The organism is Massilia sp. IC2-476 (assembly GCF_020707295.1).
In the GTDB taxonomy this organism is placed as follows: Bacteria; Pseudomonadota; Gammaproteobacteria; order Burkholderiales; family Burkholderiaceae_D; genus Telluria.
Genome location: NZ_JAJFER010000006.1, coordinates 196,888 through 217,065, shown reverse-complemented (window position 1 = coordinate 217,065; position 20,178 = coordinate 196,888). Strand labels below are relative to the sequence as shown.

Here is a 20,178-nt window from a genome sequence, read left to right as displayed (position 1 = left end):
TATTTGTTTAGTAAACGCGCTAAACAATGGCTGAGTTACCATCGCATTGTTGCCCTGAAGGCAAACTCGGCATATATAAGCGAGACAAGAATGCGTTTGCCGCCACTGCTGGAGACCCCATGACCGTCCGTCCCATCCGCGCTGTCCTCTCTTTATCCCTGTTCGCGGCGGCCACGCTGGCCCAGGCAGCGGCGCCGGGCTCACCGGCAGCGGCCGTGAACGTCTTCATCGGCACCGGCGGCGACGGCCATACCTTCCCCGGTGCGACCCGCCCCTTCGGCATGGTCCAGCTCAGCCCCGACACCCAGGTGCGCCACTTCCGCCAGAGCTATCCCTGGGCCGCCGGCTACCGTTATGAGGACACGTCGATCCTCGGCTTCTCGCACACCCACTTCTCCGGCAGCGGCCACTCGGACCTGGGCGACGTGCTCCTGATGCCGACCAGCGGCGAGACCAAGCTGGAGCCGGGCTATCCCGAGCGGCCCTTCTCGGGCTACCGCTCGCGCTTTTCGCACGACGAGGAAAAGGCCGAACCGGGCTACTACGCGGTGCGCCTGAAGGACAACGAGGTCGACGTCGAACTGACCGCCAGCGAGCGCGTGGGCCTGCACCGCTACCGCTTCGCCAAAGACGCATCCGCCAAGCTGATTCTCGACCTGCGCCAGAGCATCTACGATTACAGCAGCAAGAACCTGTGGTCGCGCCTGCGGGTACGCGATGCCACCACGCTGACCGGCATGCGCGAGACGCGCGGCTGGGCGCCGGGCCGCCAGCTCTACTTCGCCGTGAAGTTCTCGCGCCCGATGAGTGCACGCCAGCTGCACAACCGCGAGGAAGCGGTCGAGTACCGCGGCTTCGCGGCGCCCGGCAAGACCCCGGCGGACAAGGTCCTGGTCGAGGGCAAGGCGCTGGTGGCGGCGCTGGAGTTCGGTTCCTCGAGCGACAACACCCTGCTGGTGAAGGTGGCGCTGTCGCCGGTCAGCGAAGACAATGCCCTGGCCAACCTGGAAGAGATGCCGGGCTGGGATTTCGAGGCCGAACGCGCCCGCGCATCGCAGGCCTGGAACGAGGCGCTGTCGAAGGTACAGGCCGAGGCGCCCGAGCCGATGCGCACCATGTTCTATACGGCGCTCTACCACAGCATGCTGGCGCCATCCCTGTTCATGGACCGCGACGGCCGCTATCGCGGTCCGGACAATCAGGTCCACCAGGCCAGGGGCTTCAACTTCCACTCGACCTTCTCGCTGTGGGACACCTACCGCGCCCTGCATCCGCTGCTCACCCTGGTAGCGCCGGAGAAGCGCAACGCCGACTTCGTGAACTCCCTGATCGCGGCCCAGCAGCACAGCCCCCACGGCATCCTGCCGGTGTGGTCCTTCCACGGCCTGGAAACCTGGTGCATGATCGGCTACCACGCGGTGCCGGTGATCGCCGACGCCTACCTGAAGGGCGTCAAGGGCTTCGACGCCGACAAGGCGCTGGCCGCGATGACGGCGTCCGCCGAGTACGGTCCCTACGGCGGCCTGGAACACTACATGAAGCTCGGCTACGTGCCGATCGACCGCGAGCCGGAAGCGGCGTCCAAGACGGTGGAGTATGCGTTCGACGACTGGACCATCGCACGCATGGCCGAGAAGATGGGCAAGAAGGAGATCGCCGCCACCTACTACAAGCGGGCCCAGAACTACCGCAACGTGTTCGACCGCGAGACCGGTTTTATTCGCGCCCGCAAGTCGACCGGCGAATTCCGCACGCCCTTCAACCCGGTGCAGTCGAACTTCGGCAGCGACTATACCGAGGGCAGCGCCTGGCAGTACTCCTGGTATATGCCGCACGATAACGCCGGCCTGATCGCGATGCTGGGCGGCGACGAGGCCCTGTCGGACAAGCTCGACCAGGTGTTCGACGCCAAGGTGGAAGACAATGTCTACGCCCACATGGAAGACATCTCGGGCCTGATCGGCCACTACGCGCACGGCAACGAGCCCTCGCACCACGTCGCCTACCTGTACAACTACGCGGGCGCGCCCTGGCGCACCCAGGAACGCCTGGCCCACATCATGGCGACCCAATACCACAACCGCCCGGATGGCCTGTCGGGGAACGACGACCTGGGCCAGATGTCGGCCTGGTTCGCGTTCACGGCGCTGGGCTTCTACCCGGTGGCGCCGGGGAGCAACGAGTACGTGATCGGCCGCCCTTTCCTCGAACGCACCCAGCTGAACCTGCCGAACGGGAAGCGCTTCACCGTGCGCACCGAGGGTCTCTCGGAAGCGAACCGCTACGTCGGCCGTGTTCTACTCAACGGCAAGCCGCTCGCGCGCAGCTACCTGAAACACGAAGACATCACGGCCGGCGGCGAACTGGTGTTCACCATGGGGGCGACGCCCAACAAGGACTGGGGCAAGGAACGCACTGCCCGCCCCTACACCCAGACCGCCTACCAGCCATGAAGGGGCTCGCAGCCGCATTGTTGCTGGCCGCTTGCGCCGCGCAGGCCCAGACCGTCGGCAAGGTAGGCGACCCGGTGGAATGGGTCAATCCCCTGATGGGCACGGCCAGCAAGCCGGAACTCTCGAACGGGAATACCTACCCGGCGATCGCCGTCCCCTGGGGCATGAACTTCTGGACGCCGCAGACCGGCAAGATGGGCCACGGCTGGGCCTACACCTACGACGCCGACAAGATCCGCGGCTTCAAGCAGACCCACCAGCCATCGCCCTGGATGAACGACTACGGCCAGTTCGCCATCATGCCGGTGACCGGGGCCAAGCGCTTCAGCCAGGACGCGCGCGCCAGCTGGTTCTCGCACAAGTCCGAAACCGCGAAGCCCTACTACTACAGCGTCTACCTGGCCGACGCGGACGTCACCACGGAGATTGCGCCGACCGAGCGCGCGGCCCAGTTCCGCTTCACCTTCCCGAAGTCCGATGCCAGCTATGTCGTGGTGGATGCCTTCGACAAGGGCTCCTGGGTGAAGATCCTGCCCGAGCAGCGCCGCGTCATCGGCTACAGCACCCTGCACCGGCGCGGGCCGCTGCCGTCCAACTTCCGTAACTATTTCGTCATCGAGTTCGACCAGCCCTTCACGTCCACCGACACCTGGCAGGGCGACAAGCTCGAGGAAGGCAAGCTGGAAAACGCAGGCACCCACAGCGGTGCCCTGCTGGGCTTCGCGACGACCAGGGGCCAGAAGGTCCACATGCGGGTCGCGTCTTCCTTCATCAGCTTCGAGCAGGCCGAACTGAACCTGCGCCGCGAGCTTGGCCGGGACGACTTCGACACCACGAAAGCCAAGGCGAAGGCGCTGTGGAACGGCGTGCTGGGCAGGCTGGCGGTGGAAGGCGGCACGGTCGACCAGACCCGGACCTTCTATTCCTCGCTGTATAGAACGGTGCTGTTCCCGCACAAGATGTACGAACTCGACGCCGCGGGCAAGCCGGTGCACTGGAGTCCCTACAACGGCCAGGTCCTGCCCGGGCGCCTGTTCGCCGGCACCGGCTTCTGGGACACCTTCCGCGCCCTCTACCCCTTCCTGAACCTGGTCTACCCATCGATCAACCGCGAGATGCAGGAAGGCCTGGCCAACGCCTTCAGGGAGGGCGGCTGGCTGCCCGAGTGGTCCAGCCCCGGCTATGCCGACATCATGATCGGGAATAACTCGGCCTCGGTGGTGTCGGATGCCTACATCAAGGGCGTGCGCGGCCAGGACATCGAGACCCTGTGGCAGGCCCTGAAGCACGGCGCGGACAATGAGGGACCGATGTCGGCGGTGGGCCGCAAGGGCGTGAAGTACTACAACGAGCTAGGTTACGTGCCCTACGACGTCGGCATCAACGAGAATGCGGCGCGCACGCTCGAATACGCCTACGACGACTTCACCATCTACCAGTTGGGAAAAGCGCTGGGCAAGCCGGCCGCCGAGATCGACATTTACGCCAGGCGCAGCATGAACTACCGCAAGCTGTTCGATCCCGAGACAGGCCTCATGCGCGGCAAGAACCGGGACGGCAGCTTTCAATCGCCCTTCAATCCCTTCAAGTGGGGCGACGCCTTCACCGAGGGGAACAGCTGGCATTATTCCTGGTCCGTGTTCCATGACGTCGACGGCCTGGTGCGGCTGATGGGCGGGCGCAAGGCCTTTGTCGACAAGCTCGACACCGTGTTCACGCTGCCGCCGGTGTTCGACGAGAGCTACTACAAGGCGGTGATCCACGAGATCCGCGAGATGCAGATCGCGAACATGGGCCAGTACGCGCACGGCAACCAGCCGATCCAGCACATGATCTACCTGTACAACTACGCCGGCGCCCCGTGGAAGGCCCAGCACTGGATCCGCGAGACCATGGACCGCATGTATGCGCCGACGCCGGACGGCTACTGCGGCGACGAAGACAACGGCCAGACCTCGGCCTGGTACGTGTTCTCGAGCCTCGGCTTCTATCCGGTCACGCCCGGGGTGAACCAGTACGTGCTCGGCACCCCGCTGTTTCCACGGGCGAGCGTGAAGCTGGAGAACGGCCGCACCCTGACGGTCAAGGCCAGGGGCCAGGGCCGCTATGTCGACGCGCTGCGCATCGCCGGCAAGCCTGTCAGCCGCAACTGGCTGGGCCACGCCGAACTCACGGCGGGCGCCACCCTCGACTTCAGCATGTCGACGCGCCCGAACACGCGCCGCGGCACACGCGAAGAGGACGCGCCCTATTCGTTCTCGCGCGATCCGGCCCGCCCGGCCGGCCTGGGGGAGTAAGGCAGAGCCATGCCGGTCACGATCCGCGATATCGCCAAGGCCACCAGCTATTCGATCGGCACGGTCTCGCGCGCGCTCAAGAACCAGGACGGCTTGAGCGAAAAGACGCGCGCCCGCATCCACGCCGTGGCGCGCGAGCTGGGCTACGACCTGGGCAAGCTGCGCCAGGGCGAGCTGCGGCGCGTGGCCTTCCTGCTGCACCGCCAGCACGATACCCGCTCGTCCAGCGCCTTCTACCTGCCGGTGCTGCACGGCGCCGAGGAAGCCTGCCGCCGGCGCGGCATTGCGCTCTCCTTCGTCGTGGTGGGCCCGGCCGAACCGGTGATGGAGCTGGTGCGCGTGCACCAGCCCGACGCCCTGCTGTGCGCCGGTTTCTTCGAGCCCGAGCTGCTGGGCGCCCTGCGCGACTCCGGCAAGCCGCTGGTGCTGCTCGACATGCACCTGCCCGGCTTTTGCTCGGTCAACCCGGACCACCAGTTGGGGGGCTACCTGGCCACCCGCCACCTGCTGGGGCTGGGACGGCGGCGCGTCGCCATGCTGTGCGGCTCGCTCGCCCACCACAGCATCCTGGAACGCAGCCGCGGCTTTCGCAAGGCCCTGTTCGAGGCGCGCATGCTGGCCGACCCGGCGCTCGAGGTGCAACTGCCCGGCGTGGGCGATCCGCTCGCCAACGTGCAGCGGGCGGTCGACAGCCTGCTCGCGCTGCCGAAGCCGCCGGACGCCCTGTTCTGCTACAACGACAGCACCGCGCTGGCAGCCATGCAGCACTGCCTCGAACGCGGGCTGAAGATCCCGCACGACCTGGCGATCGTCGGCTTCGACGACATCCAGGCCGCCGCCAGTGCGATTCCGCCGCTGAGCAGCATCGCCATCGACAAGGAGGCGCTCGGCGCGCTGGGCATCGAGCTCCTGCTGGAAAAGAATCCGCTTCCCGCGCTCGAGCGCACGCTGCCGGTGCAGCTGGTCGTGCGCGAGAGCAGCAACGACGATTGAGGACACCATGGACCAGACGCCCGACTTCTTCTCGCCCGACGTGCTCACCCGCCACGTGGCCCACACCCTGGCCTTCTACCATCCGCGCGCGCTCGACCCCAGCGGCGGCTTCTACCACTACTTCCGCGACGACGGCAGCATCTACGAACGCCGCGCGCGCCACCTGGTCTCGAGCACCCGTTTCGTGTTCGTGTACGCCAAGGCCTGGCGCCACTTCCAGGACCCGGATTACCAGCGCATGGTGCGCCACGGCGTCGACTTCCTGCGCCGCGCCCACCGCAACCCGGACACCGGCGGCTATGCCTGGCAGCTCGACTGGGACAAGGGCGTCGCCACCGTGCGCGACGCCGACAACCACTGCTACGGCCTGGCATTCGTGCTGCTGGCCTATGCCCATGCCTTGAGCGCGGGCGTGGAGGAAGCGCGCGCCTGGATCCTCGAGACCTTCGAGCTGATGGAGCGCCACTTCTGGCAGGAAGAACACGGCCTGTACGCCGACCAGGCCAGCGCCGACTGGCGCGTGCTCGATCCCTACCGTGGCCAGAACGCCAACATGCATGCCTGCGAGGCCTTGCTGGCGGCCTTTGGCGCGACCGGGAACAAGACTTACCTGCACCGCGCCGAGCTCCTGGCCCGCAACATCACGCAGCGCCAGGCCGGCCGCGCCGGCGGCATGATCTGGGAGCACTACCAGCAGGACTGGCAGCCGGACTGGGAATTCAACCTGCACGACAAGGCCAACCTGTTCCGCCCCTGGGGCTACCAGCCCGGCCACTTCACCGAGTGGGCCAAGCTGCTCTTGCAGCTCGAAGCCCAGGGCCAGCACCTGGCGGGGCCGCGCGACTGGCTGCTGCCCGCCGCCCAGGACCTGTACGCGAAGGCGCTGCGCCATGCCTGGGACGCGAGGCACGGCGGCCTGCATTACGGCTTCGCCCCGGACGGCAGCGTGTGCGACGCCGACAAGTATTTCTGGGTGCAGGCCGAAACCCTGGCGGCGGCCGCGTTGCTGGGCGCGCGTACCGGCGCCGAGCGCTACTGGGTCGACTACGAGCGCCTGTGGCGCTACTGCTGGGCGCATTTCGTCGACCACGAGCACGGCGCCTGGTACCGCATCCTCACTGCGGACAACCGCAAGTATTCGGATGAGAAGAGCCCCGCCGGCAAGGTCGACTACCACACCATGGGCGCCTGCTGGGACATCATCCCGGCCCTGGCCCAGCGCCGGTCGTCCGCGCAGCGCTAAGTTTCGCCTCGGAATCGGACGCTTGCCGGACAGGCATTCCGCTAGCATGGCCCTTTCACTTGCGAGGAGGCGATCATGGGCGAAATGGCAAACGTACAATCCTGCATCCAGGCTTGCGAAGAAGCGCTGCGGGCCTGCCAGGCCTGCGTCGCGGGCGATATCCGCGACGGCAACCTGGCCTGCATCGCGATCAACCTCGACTGCGCCGACATCTGCACGGCCACCCTCAACGTACTGTCGCGCGGCTCGCCCCATCACGGCGACTTCTGCGCCCTGTGCGCCCATATCTGCCGGGCCTGCGCGGCCGAGTGCGCCAAGCACGCGTCCATGCACGAGCACTGCGCCGCCTGCCAGGCCGCCTGCGAGCGCTGCGCCGCGGAATGCGACAAGCATCAGCGCGAGCGCCACATCTGAGACGTTTCGTTGTATGTACGTCGGTTTAACGCGATTTTAACGCCTGAGTAACGCTCGACTGAGCCATTGCCTATTAGCATCGCTTATGATCTGCGGGTAAGCAGGTTGGGTCGCGGTGGCTCGTTTTTCCCCCGCGCCGATGGCGCATCGCCTGGCGATGTCTTTCCACGTCACTCAGGCGAAACAAGCGTTTCATGGCTACTGCGGCATCCGGCATTCCCCATCAAAAAAAGACTCCCTCGGCACTCCTGGCCCGCTTTACCCTGTGGGCGGGACCGTATGCCGGCATGCTGCAGATGCTGCTGCTGGGCCTGGCTATCCTCAGCCTGTCGCGCGTGGGCCTGGCTGCCTGGCAATGGGACCGGGTGCAGGCCACCGGCATCACCAGCGCCTTCTTCCTGCAGGGCCTGCGCGCCGACCTGATCCTGCTCGGCTACTTCCTCGCCTTCCCGCTGCTGCTGGCGCCGCTGCTCGCGCACCGCGCCTCATCCACCGCCTGGCGCATCGCGACGGTGGCCTGGGGCACCTTCGCCCTGGTCTTCATCGTCTTCATGGAACTGTCGTCGCCGCAGTTCATCATGCAATACGACGTGCGTCCGAACCGCCTGTTCGTCGAGTACCTGGCGTATCCGCGCGAAGTGTTCGCGACCCTGTGGAACGGCTTTCGCACCGCCCTGCTGCTGGGCCTGGGACTGACCCTCGTCCTCGCCGTGCTGCTGTACCGCCTGCTGCGCCGCGCCTCGAGCGGCATGAACATGTGGCCGGCGCGCCGCCTGCTGCTGCTCTGGCCCGTGCTGTGCCTGGTCGTGTTCATGCAGGTGCGCTCGACCACCGGCCACCGCCCGGCCAACCCGGCCCTGTTCGCCCTGACCGGAGACTCGATGGTGAATTCCCTGATCATCAATTCGGGCTGGTCGGTGCTGGACGCGATCGGCTCGATGCGCAAGGAAGCCGTGTCCTCCGAAATCTACGGCAAGATCCCGCGCGCCAAGGTGTTCGAACAAGTCCGCGCCGCCCCCTGGCTGCAGGGCGCCCGCTTCGACAATCCTGAACTGCCGACCCTGCACCGCCAGCAGGCCGCGATTTCCCGCGAACGTCCGCTGAACCTGGTGATCGTGCTGCAGGAAAGCCTGGGTGCGACCTTTGTCGAGTCGCTCGGCGGCCTGCCGGTGACGCCGGAACTGGAAAAGCTCAAGAATGAAGGCTGGTGGTTCGAGCAGCTGTACGCCACCGGCACCCGCTCGGTGCGCGGCATCGAGGCGGTGGTGGCCGGCTATGCGCCGACGCCGGCGCGCAGCGTGGTCAAGCTCTCGCTGGCCCAGCAGAATTTCTACACCCTGGCTGCGGGCCTGGGCCAGCAGGGCTACCACACGGAATTCGTCTACGGCGGCGAGGCGCACTTCGACAATATGCGCAGCTTCTTTACGGGCAATGGCTTCCAGAAGGTGGTGGACATCAAGGAAATGAAGCCGGCCTTCGTGGGCAGCTGGGGCGCTTCCGACGAAGACCTGTTCGACAAGTCACTCGAGCGCCTCAAGGCCCTGCACCAGCAAAAGAAACCCTTCTTCAGCCTGATTTTCACCTCGTCCAACCACGAGCCCTTCGAATTCCCGGACGGGAAGATCGCACTGCACGATCCGAAGAAGCAGACCGTCAACAATGCCGTCAAGTACGCTGACTACGCCCTCGGCAAGTTCATCCGTGAGGCGAAGAAGCAGGACTACTGGCAGGACACCGTGTTCCTGATCGTGGCCGACCACGACAACCGGGTCTATGGCAATGCCCTGGTGCCGATCAAGAAGTTCCACATTCCCGGCCTGATCCTGGGCGCCGACGTGCAGCCCAAGCGCATTTCGACCATCGCCAGCCAGGTCGACCTGGCGCCGACCCTGCTGTCGCTGCTGGGCGTGTCGAGCACGCACCCGATGATCGGCCGCGACTTCGCGCGCGACAGCAGCAGCCCGGGCCGCGCCCTGATCCAGTTCGACAACCTGTTCACCTGGCTCGAGGGTTCCTCGGCCACCATCCTGCGCCCGGGCAAGCCTGCCCTGCTGGGCCGCTACGACGCCGCCAGCGGCGTGCTCGATCCGTATGCCGGCAAGCCAAGCCAGGCCCAGGTCGAGCAGGCCATGGCGCACGTGATGCTGCCATCGCTGCTGTACCGCGAGCAGCGCTACCGCCCGGCGCCGTAAGAGTCAGTCGCGAAACATTCGAAACAAAGCTGCAACAAAGTCGGCGGCCTCCGCCGATTTTTCGTCTTGAGTTCCTGCTAATATTATTGTCGCTGCCATCCAACCGGGGACGATAAGATGCTTGCACCACTCGTGCGCCTGCTGCTGGCCTTCACCTGCGCCCTGATCACGGGCTGGCTGCATGCCGCACCATCGGCCGAGACCGGCCACGCCCGCGCCAGCCTGCTGGCCCATGCGCCGGACGGCGTCAAGGCAGGCAGCTCGGTCTGGCTCGGCTTGCGCCTCGAACACCAGCCGCACTGGCATACCTATTGGCGCAATCCCGGCGACTCCGGCCTGCCGACCACCCTGTCCTGGACCTTGCCGTCCGGCTTCGCCGCCGGCGACATCGCCTGGCCGACCCCGAAGCAGCTGCCGCTCGGTCCCCTGATGAACTACGGCTACGACGGCGACCTGCTGCTGCCGGTTCGCCTCACCGTGCCCGCCGGCTATGCAGGCGGCGACTTGCCGCTCAAGCTGCGCGCCGACTTCCTGATCTGTGAAGATGTCTGCATTCCCGAATTCGCCGAACTCGATCTCGTCCTGAAGGCCGGCCCGGAAACGACCCACGCCGCCCTGTTCGAGCGCGCCTTCGCCGCGGCGCCCCGCACTGAACCCGGCGCTAAAGCCAGTGCGCGGCTGGACGGCCAGGCCCTGGTGATCGAGGTCGCCGGCCTGCCGGCCGCCTGGCGCGGCAAGCCCGTGCAGCTGTTCCCGGAAAACGGCGCGGTGCTCGACCACCCGGCCCCGCTCGGCCAATCGTGGGAGGGCGAGCGCCTGCTGCTGCGCGCGCCCCTGTCGGCCCAGCGCAGCGAGAGCCCGGCGGCGATGGATGCGGTGCTCACGGCGGCGCACGGGTCGCCCGGCATCCGCATCGGATTCGCCATCGCCGGTGCATGGCCGCAACCGGGTGCGGCCGCGCCGGCTGCCCCGGCGGCTGCGGCTGCGGCGCCGGCCAGCGCGCCGGCGCCTGCCGACCGCACTTGGCTGGTGGTGCTCGGCCTGGCCTTCCTCGGCGGCGCCATCCTGAACCTGATGCCCTGCGTGTTCCCGGTGCTGTCCCTGAAAGTGCTCGGCTTTGCCCAGCACGGGGGCGAGCGCCGGCGCATCGTGGCCGGCGGCTTTGCCTACACCGCGGGCGTCGTCCTCTCCTTCCTGCTGCTGGCCGCCCTGCTGCTGGCCCTGCGCGCCAGCGGCGAGGGGCTGGGCTGGGGCTTCCAGTTGCAGTCGCCGCCTTTCGTTGCCGCACTGGCGATCCTGTTTACCCTGATCGGCTTCAACCTGGCCGGCCTGTTCGAGTTCCGCGCCATGCTGCCCGATCGCCTGCTCAACGCGCGCGCCCGCAACCCGGTGGCGGACGACTTCCTCACCGGCGTGCTGGCCGTGGCCGTGGCCTCGCCCTGCACCGCACCCTTCATGGGCGCCGCCCTCGGCGCGGCGCTGTCCCAGCCTGCGCCCCAGGCGCTGTCGGTGTTCGCGGCGCTGGGACTCGGGATGGCCGCGCCCTACCTGGCCGCCAGCCTGTTCCCCGGCGTCGCACGGCTGCTGCCGCGCCCGGGCCCCTGGATGGCGCGCTTCAAGACCTTCATGGCCTTTCCGATGTTCGCCACGGTCGTGTGGCTGCTGTGGGTGCTTGGCCAGCAGGCCGGGATCGACGCGGTCGTGGCCCTGCTCGCGCTGGTCGTGGCGGCCGCCTTCGGCTGGTGGCTGCTGGGCATCCCGGCGCGCGGCGCGGCCGGGCGCGCGGGGGCCATCGGGGCCGCCGTGCTGGCGATCGGCGCCGTGACCGCCTGGGCCTGGCCGGCCTTCCGGTACGCGCAGGCCGAGACGCCCGCGGTGCAGGCTTCAGGCGCCTGGCAGGCCTGGTCGCCGCAGGCGTTCGCCGAAGCACGTGGCCAGGGCCGGCCGGTGTTCGTCGACTTCACGGCGGCCTGGTGCGTCACCTGCCAGTACAACAAGCGCACCGCCCTGGCCGATCCGGCCGTGATGGAAGATTTCAAGGCCAGGGGCGTCGTGCTGATGCGCGCCGACTGGACCCGGCGCGACGAAACGATCACGCAGGCACTCAAGGAGCTCGGACGCAGCGGCGTGCCGGTGTATGCGCTGTACCGCAAGGATGCCGCGCAACCCACGCTGCTGTCCGAGCTCCTGAGCGTGGACGAAGTCCGGCAGGCGCTTGCAGCGCCCTGACGGGAACGAGGAAGCAGACCAAGCAGACCAACCACAGGAGGATCACATGAAGCGCACCATCGCACTTTCGCTGTTCGCCGCCGGCCTCGCACTGAACGGCAGCGCCCTCGCCGAGGCCGTGGTCGGCCAGCAGGCGCCAGCCTTCAAGGGCGTCGACGCGGCCGGCAAGCCGGTATCGCTGGACCAGTACAAGGGCAAGTACGTGGTACTGGAATGGGTCAACCCGGACTGCCCCTTCGTCAAGAAGCACTACGACAGCGGCAACATGCCGGTCACCCAGAAGTATGCCGCCGACAAAGGTGTGGTGTGGCTGTCCGTGAGCACCAGCGCCGACGGCGACAACAGCAAGAAGTCGGCCGCCATCAACGACTGGGTCAAGGCCAAGAAGGCCATGCCCACCGCCACCATCATGGATACCGGCGGCGCCATCGGCCGCGCCTACGGCGCACGCACCACGCCGCACATGTACCTGATCGACCCGGCGGGCAAGCTGGTGTACGCCGGTGCGATCGACAGCAAGCCGACCGCCAACGCCTCCGACATCAAGGGCGCCACCAATTACATGACGCTGGCGATCGACGAAGCCCTGGCTGGCAAGACACTGAGCCAGGCCGTCACCAAGCCCTACGGCTGCTCGGTCAAGTACAGCTGATCCATGCTCATTGGATAATTTGGCGCCCGGCCCGCCGGTGCGGACGGGCGCTGCTATGATGATTCCCACCAACAACAAGGGGATCCGAATGCGTCATACACTGCTTTCCCGCCGCAGCCTGCTCGCCGCGGCGGCCTGCGCCGCCATCCTGCCGCTGTCCGATGCGTTGGCGGCGCCTTTCGAATCCAGCCGCATCAGCGTGCGCACCGAGGGTTCCGGCCCCGATGTGGTCTTGATCCCCGGCCTGAATTCCTCGCCGCGCGCCTGGGCCTCGACCGTGGCCGCGCTGCCGGGCTACCGCTACCACCTGGTGCAGGTGTCGGGCTTCGCCGGCCAGCCCGCGGGCGGCAACCGGGAAGGCAATGTGGCGGCCCCGGTGGCCGACGAGATCGCGCGCTACATCAAGGAGGCGGGACTAAAGCAGCCGGCCGTGATCGGCCACTCGATGGGCGGCACCATGGGCATGATGCTGGCGGCGCGCCATCCGGATGCGCTGTCGAAGCTGATGGTGGTCGATATGTATCCTTACCTGGGCACCTTCTTTGCCGGTCCGGGAGCACCGCCCGAGAAGGTCGAGGCTGTGGCCAACGCCACCATGGCAGGCATCCGCAGCGCGACGCCCGAGCAGCGCGCAGCCAACACCAGCGCCACCATCGCCGGCATGGTCAATACCGAATCGATGCGCGCCGGCGCCATCGCGGACTCCGCCGCCAGCGACCTGGATGTAAGCAGCCGCGCCTACCGCGAGCTGATCGTCACCAACCTGATCCCGGAACTGCCGAAGATCACCAAGCCGGTAACCGTGCTGTATGTGCAGCCCAAGAGCGTGCCGATCCCGGCCGAGCAGTTCGACTACGTCTACAAGAGCGCCTATGCGCCGGTGAAGTCGCTGACCCTGAAACGCATCCCGGACAGCGCCCACTTCATCATGTGGGACCAGCCGCAGCGCTTCCAGAACGAAGTGAAGGCCTTCCTGGGCGCGCCCTGAGCAGCCTTCAGCGGCCCGCCGGCGCGCCCTGTTCGCCCGCGCTCTCTTCCTTGATCTCCTTGCTGAGGAAGTAGTTGAGCGTGGTGCGGATCACGGCGATGGCCGCCAGCTTGCCGATCCGGTCCCAGGTCGGGGCGACGGCGGTGGACAGGATGTCGGCGGCCAGCTGCAGTTCCAGCGCCAAGGTCAGGTAGCGGGCGAAGGCCAGCCGGATCGGGGTGAAGCTGCCGCCGCGCGCCGTCAGGAGGTGGCGCCCCAGCGCCAGCACGACCACCACCAGCCCGGCCGCGATCACCAGCGCGCCCAGCGCCTCGACCATCAGGCGCAGCCACTCGACGCTCGCGCGGACCTGCTCTTCGACCTGTTCGAACACGCTGCCTCCCCATCGTCCATGCTGGAGCACAGCATAGCGAATCCGCGCCGCCCGGCTCGTCCAATTGCCGGGTCAGCGCAAGGAGAGGATCAGATGAAGGGCCAGGCCAGAATGCGCTTGAGGTGCAGGACGGTGCGCGCCGCCACGTAGCCGAAGGCAAAGATGAAGGCGACCAGGCTCCAGCCGTCGCCCATGACCGCCAGCCAGGTGCCGGCGACGGTGCTGGCCGCCACCAGCACCATCAGCCAGAGCTCGATGCTCAGGAAAAATCCGGATGCTTCGCCCCACACGCTGTGCAGCAGCGCGAGGGCTTCCTTGATGGTCTTGATGTCGTGGCCCATGATGGTGTTCTCAAGTTGGCAATGATGGAATTGAAAGTCGGATGCCAGAAATGACAATCGCCGGCAAAGGCCGGCGATTGGTCAGGTTATGTTGCGGTGCATTATAACCCGAAATTGCTTAGCGGCATCACCCCGCCATCTTCGCGTGCATGCGCCACAACATATTTGCGCGGTTTCAAGCTTACATCCGCACCAGCGCAACTTCCTTCACTGGCTGCCTGAACTCCTGCAGCAGGCGCGCCGCCTCCCCCTTGGCGCGCTCCATGTTGGCCGCCTTCACGTGGCCGAAGCCGCGGATGGTTTCCGGCACCTGGGCCAGCTTCAGGGCCGCTGCGCGATTCTCCGGCTTCAGCTCGGTCGCCAGCATGTCGACCAGGGCGAAGGTATCCTCGCGCAGCTGACGCTCGGCGCGGCGTTCGTGGGTGTAGCCGAAGGGGTCGAATGCGGTCCCGCGCAGGACCTTCAGCGGTGCAAGCCCACGGAAAGCCGTGCGCATCCACGGACCGAAGCGCATCTTGGCCGGCACGTCGGTACCTGGCTTCTTCTTCGCCAGCAGCGGCGGCGCCAGGTGGTATTCGACCCGGAATTCGCCTTCGAACTGGCCCTGCAGGCCGTCGAGGAAACCGGTCTGGGTATGCAGGCGCGCCACCTCGTATTCGTCCTTGTAGGCCATGACCTTGAACAGCGAGCGCGCCACCGCCTTGGCCACTGCGCGCTTCGAAGCCGGCCCTTCGATGGCGACTTCGCGCGCCTCCACCCGCGCCACCGCGGCGCGATAGCGTTCGGCGTAGGCAGCATCCTGGTACTGCGTGAGCCAGTCGACGCGGAAGGCGACCAGCTCCTCGAGCGAGACCGGCGGGGTGAACTGCACCACCCGGGCCGATTGTGAGCCGACTGCGCCCAGGCGCTTCACCGCCGCCTCGTCGGCCGCAACCAGGCGCCCGAGCATGAAGGCCTTCTTGTTCATCTCGACCGCCACGTTGTTCAGTTCGATCGCGCGCATGATCGCTTCCAGGCTGACCGGCACCAGTCCCAGCTGCCAGGCCGCGCCCATCATCAGGATGTTGGCGCCGATCGGGTCGCCCAGCACGCTGCTCGCCACGCCCTGGGCGTTCAGGCGCAGGGTCGGGCCGCCGGCGTCGGTGATCTTGGCCAGCAAGTCGTCCTTGCGGATGTCGGCGTCCGGATCGCGCGTGAACTCGGCCGTCGGGGTTTCGTTCTCGTTGGCGACCACCCGGGTATGGCCGCGGCGCATGACCGCCAGCGCGTCCGGCATGGCGGCCACCACCAGGTCGCAGGCCAGCAGGGCGTCGGCCTGCTGCAGGTCGATGCGCACCTGGTGCAAATCCTTCGGCGACGGCGCCACCCGCACGTGCGACATCACCGCCCCGCCCTTCTGGGCAAAGCCCATGAAGTCCAGGGTCGAAGCGCCCTTGCCCTCCAGGTGGGCGGCCATCGTGATCAGGGCGCCGACCGTCACCACGCCGGTGCCGCCCACGCCTGCCACCAGCATCTCGAAGGGTTTGGCGAAACCGTATTCGGGCGGTAGCGGGTAGGCCGCCAGCATCTCTTCCAGCTGGCGCAGCTCGAGGGTGGCGGCGGCCGGCTTCTTGAGGCGCCCGCCGATGACCGACACGAAGCTCGGGCAAAAGCCTTCAGCGCAGGAGTAATCCTTGTTGCAGGAAGCCTGGTCGATCTGGCGCTTGCGGCCCAGCGGGGTTTCCAGCGGCAGGACCGACAGGCAGTTCGACTGCACGCCGCAATCGCCGCAACCCTCGCACACGGCCGGATTGATCACCATGCGCCGCGGCGGGTCGGGGTAGACGATGTTGTCCGGCTTGTTCTTCTTGCGGCGGCGGCGCTTCTCGGCGGCGCAGGTCTGGTCGTACACCAGCACCGTCACGCCCGGGATGTCGCGCAGGCGGCGCTGCACCGCGTCGAGCTCGCTGCGGTGGTGCACCGTGACGCCCGCCGGCAGGGTGATGCCCTGATAATTCTCCGGCTGGTCGGTGACGACCACCGCCAGCGCCGCGCCTTCGCTCAGCACCTGTTGCAGGATCTGCGGCACGGTGAGCGTGCCGTCCACCGGCTGGCCGCCGGTCATGGCCACCGCATCGTTGTACAGGATCTTGTAGGTGATGTTGGTGCGCGCCGCGATCGCCTGGCGGATCGCCAGGTAGCCCGAGTGGTAATAGGTGCCGTCGCCCAGGTTCTGGAACACGTGCTTTTCGCGCGTGAAGCGCGAGGCCGCGACCCAGGGCACGCCCTCGCCGCCCATTTGCGTGAGCGTGACGGTATCCCGCTTCATCCAGCTGGCCATGAAGTGGCAACCGATGCCGGCCAGCGCGCGGCTGCCTTCCGGCACCCGGGTCGAGGTATTGTGCGGGCAGCCGGAACAGAAGTACGGCGTGCGCTTGATGGCATCGGCGCCGTTGGACAGGGCGTCGGCGCGGCAGAATTGCGGCAGGAATTCTTCGAGGCGCAACTGTGGGAAGGCGGGCGCCAGCCAGCGCACCAGCACTGGCGCAATGCGCGAGGGACGCAGTTCGCCCAGCTGCGACAGCAGCGGATTGCCGTCGAGGTCAGTCTTGCCGAGTACCTGCGGACGCTGCTGCGGCGCCAGGTTGTAGAGCAGGCTTTTCAGCTGCCCTTCCATCACGTCGCCCTTCTCTTCCACTACCAGCACTTGCGCCAGGCCCGCGGCAAAGGCCTGCAGGCGGGTGCGCTCGAGCGGGTAAGTCAAACCCGGCTTGTACAGGCGCACGCCGAGTTGTTCCAGTTTGTCCAGGCCGATGCCGAGCCGCTCGAGCGCTTCCAGCAGGTCGAGGTAGGCCTTGCCGGCGGCGATGATGCCCAGCTTTGCGCCCGGCGCGGCGACCACCAGGCGGTCGATCGAATTCACGCCGGCGAAGGCGTGCACGGCCTGCAGCTTGTCGGCGACGCGCTGCTCGATCGCGAGACTGGGCAGGTCGGGCCAGCGGTAGTGCAGGCCGTCGGCGGGTGGAACATAGCCGTGCGGCGCCTGGAACACGGGCGGCTCGGGCAGCTCCACCACGGCGCCGCCTTCCACGGTTTCCGAGATCGCCTTGAAGCCGACCCAGGCGCCCGAGAAGCGCGACAGGGCCCAGCCATACAGGCCGAATTCCAGGTATTCCTCGATGTTGGCCGGGTTCAGCACCGGCATGCCCCAGGCCATGAAGGCGTGGTCGCTCTGGTGCGGCATCGAGGAGGACACGCAGCCATGGTCGTCGCCCGCAATCACCAGCACCCCGCCCAGGGGCGAGGAGCCATAGGCGTTGCCGTGCTTGAGGGCGTCGCCGGCGCGGTCCACGCCCGGGCCCTTGCCGTACCACATGGCGAATACGCCATCCACCAGGCGGTTCGGATCGCCCCCGACCTGCTGGGTGCCGAGGACGGCGGTGGCGCCCAGTTCCTCGTTGATCGCGGGGAGGAATTCGATCGCGTTCTGCTTCAGGATGGTCGATGCGCGCCAGACTTCCTGGTCGACCGCGCCCAGCGGCGAGCCGCGGTAGCCCGAGATGAAGCCGGCCGTGTTCAGGCCTGCGCGCTCGTCGAGCGCTTTCTGCATCACGGTGAGGCGGATCAGGGCCTGGGTCCCGGTCAGGAATACCCGGCCCTGCTGCCGCGTCAGGTTGTCGTCCAGGCGATAGGCGGGATCGACCAGCGCCGTTCCCACCTTCTCGTGCATCGTTCCCATCTGCTGTCTCCGCTATGCCAGCCCTGCAGGGCTTGTTAATAGCGAAATGATAGGTCTCGGCTCAAGAAATAACTTGCCTAACTTGCCCAAGATTGAGGCAGAATAGGTAAATTATTTCACTTTTGATACTTGGATGGAAAAATTTAACCTTGACGCTGCGTCAATGCGCATCCTGCGCGAACTGCAGCAGGACGCCCGGCTGTCCGTCAACGAGCTGGCCGAGCGGGTCGGCATGTCGGCCTCGCCCTGCTGGCGGCGCCAGAAGGAGCTGGAGGAGAACGGCTACATCCGCCGCTACGCTGCCATCCTCGAACGGCGCAAGCTCGACCTCGGCCTGGTGTGCGTCCTCCACGTCTCCCTCACCCGCCACGAAGCGGGCGTGGTGGAGACCTTCGAGGCCCAGATGAAGGCCTGCTCCGAAGTGATGGAGTGCTACGAGGTGACCGGCACCTCGGACTACATCGTCAAGGTGATGGTCGCCAACATGGACGCCTACCACGACCTGCTTCACAACGTGCTGCTCAAGCTGCCGGGCGTCTCGCAGCTGAACACCAGCGTGGCGCTGCGCGAGGTGAAGTACGAGACCGCGCTGCCGCTCTAAGCCACGATGCCTGCCGTACGCTCCGGGTGTGGCGTCGCCAGCCGGACCGCCTCCGTGAAGGACATCGGCCGGCCGAACAGCCAGCCCTGCGCATACTGGACCGCCTGCCCCTTCAGGAAGTCGGCCTGGACCTGGCTCTCGACACCCTCGGCAATCATGCGCAGTCCCATGGTGCGCGCCATGGCGATGATATGCCCGACCACCTGGCTGGTCGGCGCTTTCGTGCCGAGCGCCTCGATGAAGGAACGGTCGATCTTCAGGAAGTCCAGCTCGAGCGACTCCAGGTAGGACAGGCTTGAATAGCCGGTGCCGAAATCATCGATCGCCACCTCGATGCCGCGTGCGCGCAGTGCCCCCAGCACGCGCAGAGCGTTGTCCAGGTCGAGGAAGCCGCGTTCCGTGATCTCGAGGATCAGGTTGGAGGGCCACGCACCGCTCCTGTGCAGGAAGCGGTCGACCAGGTCGACGATGGCGGACGATTGCAGGTCGGCGGCCGACAGGTTGATGGCCACGTGAAAATCCGGGTGGGCGCCGAGGTAGGCGCCCGCGTCGGCCTCGACCAGCGTGAACACCCGCTCGGTCAACCGGGTAATGAGACCCGATTGCTCGGCCACCGGGATGAACAGGTCGGGGCCGATCTGTTCGCCGGTGGCGCGCTTCCAGCGCAGCAGTGCCTCGACGCCGACGCAGCGCCCGCTCGCCAGCTCGACGATGGGCTGGTATTGCAGGTAGAACTCGTTGCGGCGCAAGGCATGGCGCAGCGCGGCCGGAATCGAGCGCTGCTGGCGTGCCAGCGTCAGCACGGCGGCCGCCACCAGCAGCCCGGCCACGGCGGCCGCCGGCACCAGGCGCCACGCGATTGAAGCGGCGCGTTCCTGCACATAGGCGAGTGGCACCGCCGCGGCCGCGACCGTGAGGAACTGACGCGAGCGGCTCAGGACGATCAGGCGCTTCCCGTCGCTGAAACTGGTTTCGCGCTGCGACCCCAGTCTCGCCAGCCAGGCGCGTTCGACATGGCCCCTGGCCAGTTCGGGAGCGCTGCCGGAAGCCGCCTCCAAGTGCAGCACCGCCAGCGCGGCGCCCGGAATCGAGGTAGAGATGTCGAGCGGCAGTTCGCGGTGCACCAGCACGACGAAGCCGGCCCGCTCCAGCGCCATCAAGGGCGAAGGGCCCAGCGCTGCGATCGGGACACGGGGATAGATGGTATAGCCTGTCGAGGTGCGCAACGAAGGCGTGCCGAGATGGAGCGGATCCGTCCCCATCGACGAGCACACCACCACGCCGCCACGGACGAAGCCAACAGCCTGGATATAAGTGGAACTCAGGTCGAGCCGCCGCATTAGCGCGAGCGATTGCGGTGAACATGGCGCATGCGGCTGGCGGATCAGTTCACGGATCGCGACTGCGCCCTGCGTGCTGGTCTTGTCAGCCCGATGCAGGACGGCGCGCGCATAGGCCCGGGTCATGTCGGCCGCCGCCTCGAAGGCCTGGCGCTGGGCTTCGCGCCAGGCGAGCCAGGGCAGCAGCATGGCCGATGCCAGTGCGACGAGGATGGAGGTCCCGAGGATGAGCCGATTGCGCATGCGTATTCCTGGCAGGAGCCGTCGCACCGTCGAACACGGCAGCGCCCGGTGTAGCCAGTATAGACCCATCCCACGGTGGAGCAGGTCGACGCAATGCGGGT

14 protein-coding genes are annotated in these 20,178 nt (G+C 67.1%); 10 read left to right on the top strand and 4 right to left on the bottom strand.

Annotated elements, in window-relative coordinates:
- Positions 1-119 precede the first annotated feature (119 nt).
- The 9 genes from LK539_RS17140 (at position 120) to LK539_RS17100 (ending at position 13,461) form a co-directional block, all read left to right on the top strand.
- Positions 120-2,453 (top strand): GH92 family glycosyl hydrolase, encoded by a 2,334-nt coding sequence (locus LK539_RS17140; protein WP_227802264.1) that lies wholly within the window; start codon positions 120-122, stop codon positions 2,451-2,453.
- On the top strand, positions 2,450-4,750 hold the full coding sequence (locus LK539_RS17135) for a GH92 family glycosyl hydrolase (protein ID WP_227802263.1): 2,301 nt from the start codon (positions 2,450-2,452) through the stop codon (positions 4,748-4,750). The genes LK539_RS17140 and LK539_RS17135 overlap by 4 nt, the downstream gene beginning before the upstream one ends.
- A 9-nt stretch (positions 4,751-4,759) precedes the next feature.
- The gene (locus tag LK539_RS17130) at positions 4,760-5,743 is read left to right on the top strand and encodes a LacI family DNA-binding transcriptional regulator (RefSeq protein ID WP_227802262.1); all 984 of its coding nucleotides are present in this window, start codon (positions 4,760-4,762) and stop codon (positions 5,741-5,743) included.
- A 7-nt stretch (positions 5,744-5,750) separates the two neighbouring features.
- A complete protein-coding gene (locus tag LK539_RS17125) occupies positions 5,751-6,986 on the top strand; it encodes an AGE family epimerase/isomerase (protein WP_227802261.1) in 1,236 nt (411 codons plus the stop codon).
- 75 nt (positions 6,987-7,061) lie between these two features.
- The gene (locus LK539_RS17120) at positions 7,062-7,400 is read left to right on the top strand and encodes a four-helix bundle copper-binding protein (RefSeq protein ID WP_227802260.1); all 339 of its coding nucleotides are present in this window, start codon (positions 7,062-7,064) and stop codon (positions 7,398-7,400) included.
- A 194-nt stretch (positions 7,401-7,594) separates the two neighbouring features.
- The gene (locus tag LK539_RS17115) at positions 7,595-9,592 is read left to right on the top strand and encodes an LTA synthase family protein (protein WP_227802259.1); all 1,998 of its coding nucleotides are present in this window, start codon (positions 7,595-7,597) and stop codon (positions 9,590-9,592) included.
- A 117-nt stretch (positions 9,593-9,709) separates the two neighbouring features.
- On the top strand, positions 9,710-11,821 hold the full coding sequence (locus tag LK539_RS17110; RefSeq protein WP_227802258.1) for a protein-disulfide reductase DsbD: 2,112 nt from the start codon (positions 9,710-9,712) through the stop codon (positions 11,819-11,821).
- 46 nt (positions 11,822-11,867) lie between these two features.
- Positions 11,868-12,473 (top strand): redoxin domain-containing protein, encoded by a 606-nt coding sequence (locus LK539_RS17105; protein WP_227802257.1) that lies wholly within the window; start codon positions 11,868-11,870, stop codon positions 12,471-12,473.
- Positions 12,474-12,561: 88 nt separating this feature from the next.
- Positions 12,562-13,461 (top strand): alpha/beta fold hydrolase, encoded by a 900-nt coding sequence (locus LK539_RS17100; protein ID WP_227802256.1) that lies wholly within the window; start codon positions 12,562-12,564, stop codon positions 13,459-13,461.
- Positions 13,462-13,468: 7 nt separating this feature from the next.
- Here LK539_RS17100 and LK539_RS17095 read toward each other — a convergent pair whose 3' ends face one another.
- The 3 genes from LK539_RS17095 to LK539_RS17085 form a co-directional block, all read right to left on the bottom strand.
- Entirely contained in the window at positions 13,469-13,834 is a 366-nt protein-coding gene (locus LK539_RS17095; RefSeq protein WP_227802255.1) for a DUF1622 domain-containing protein, read from the bottom strand.
- 89 nt (positions 13,835-13,923) lie between these two features.
- On the bottom strand, positions 13,924-14,175 hold the full coding sequence (locus tag LK539_RS17090; protein ID WP_227802254.1) for a hypothetical protein: 252 nt from the start codon (positions 14,173-14,175) through the stop codon (positions 13,924-13,926).
- Between the two features lie 181 nt (positions 14,176-14,356).
- Positions 14,357-17,884, bottom strand: a complete 3,528-nt coding sequence (locus LK539_RS17085; RefSeq protein ID WP_373889559.1) for an indolepyruvate ferredoxin oxidoreductase family protein — start codon at positions 17,882-17,884, stop codon at positions 14,357-14,359.
- A 142-nt stretch (positions 17,885-18,026) separates the two neighbouring features.
- Here LK539_RS17085 and LK539_RS17080 point away from each other — a divergent pair, with 142 nt between their 5' ends.
- Positions 18,027-18,494 (top strand): Lrp/AsnC family transcriptional regulator, encoded by a 468-nt coding sequence (locus tag LK539_RS17080; protein WP_227802252.1) that lies wholly within the window; start codon positions 18,027-18,029, stop codon positions 18,492-18,494.
- On the opposite strand, the gene LK539_RS17075 is transcribed toward LK539_RS17080, so the two are convergent.
- Positions 18,491-20,077: an EAL domain-containing protein gene (locus LK539_RS17075; protein WP_227802251.1), complete on the bottom strand. Its 1,587-nt coding sequence runs from the start codon at positions 20,075-20,077 to the stop codon at positions 18,491-18,493. The two genes, LK539_RS17080 and LK539_RS17075, sit on opposite strands and share 4 nt — an antisense overlap.
- Between the last annotated feature and the right edge of the window lie 101 nt (positions 20,078-20,178).

Coding starts and splice junctions, on each gene's coding strand:
- LK539_RS17140 (WP_227802264.1), top strand. CDS start 120: ATGACCGTCCGTCCCATCCGCGCTGTCCTCTCTTTATCCCTGTTCGCG.
- LK539_RS17135 (WP_227802263.1), top strand. CDS start 2,450: ATGAAGGGGCTCGCAGCCGCATTGTTGCTGGCCGCTTGCGCCGCGCAG.
- LK539_RS17130 (WP_227802262.1), top strand. CDS start 4,760: ATGCCGGTCACGATCCGCGATATCGCCAAGGCCACCAGCTATTCGATC.
- LK539_RS17125 (WP_227802261.1), top strand. CDS start 5,751: ATGGACCAGACGCCCGACTTCTTCTCGCCCGACGTGCTCACCCGCCAC.
- LK539_RS17120 (WP_227802260.1), top strand. CDS start 7,062: ATGGGCGAAATGGCAAACGTACAATCCTGCATCCAGGCTTGCGAAGAA.
- LK539_RS17115 (WP_227802259.1), top strand. CDS start 7,595: ATGGCTACTGCGGCATCCGGCATTCCCCATCAAAAAAAGACTCCCTCG.
- LK539_RS17110 (WP_227802258.1), top strand. CDS start 9,710: ATGCTTGCACCACTCGTGCGCCTGCTGCTGGCCTTCACCTGCGCCCTG.
- LK539_RS17105 (WP_227802257.1), top strand. CDS start 11,868: ATGAAGCGCACCATCGCACTTTCGCTGTTCGCCGCCGGCCTCGCACTG.
- LK539_RS17100 (WP_227802256.1), top strand. CDS start 12,562: ATGCGTCATACACTGCTTTCCCGCCGCAGCCTGCTCGCCGCGGCGGCC.
- LK539_RS17090 (WP_227802254.1), bottom strand. CDS start 14,175: ATGGGCCACGACATCAAGACCATCAAGGAAGCCCTCGCGCTGCTGCAC.
- LK539_RS17085 (WP_373889559.1), bottom strand. CDS start 17,884: ATGCACGAGAAGGTGGGAACGGCGCTGGTCGATCCCGCCTATCGCCTG.
- LK539_RS17080 (WP_227802252.1), top strand. CDS start 18,027: ATGGAAAAATTTAACCTTGACGCTGCGTCAATGCGCATCCTGCGCGAA.
- LK539_RS17075 (WP_227802251.1), bottom strand. CDS start 20,077: ATGCGCAATCGGCTCATCCTCGGGACCTCCATCCTCGTCGCACTGGCA.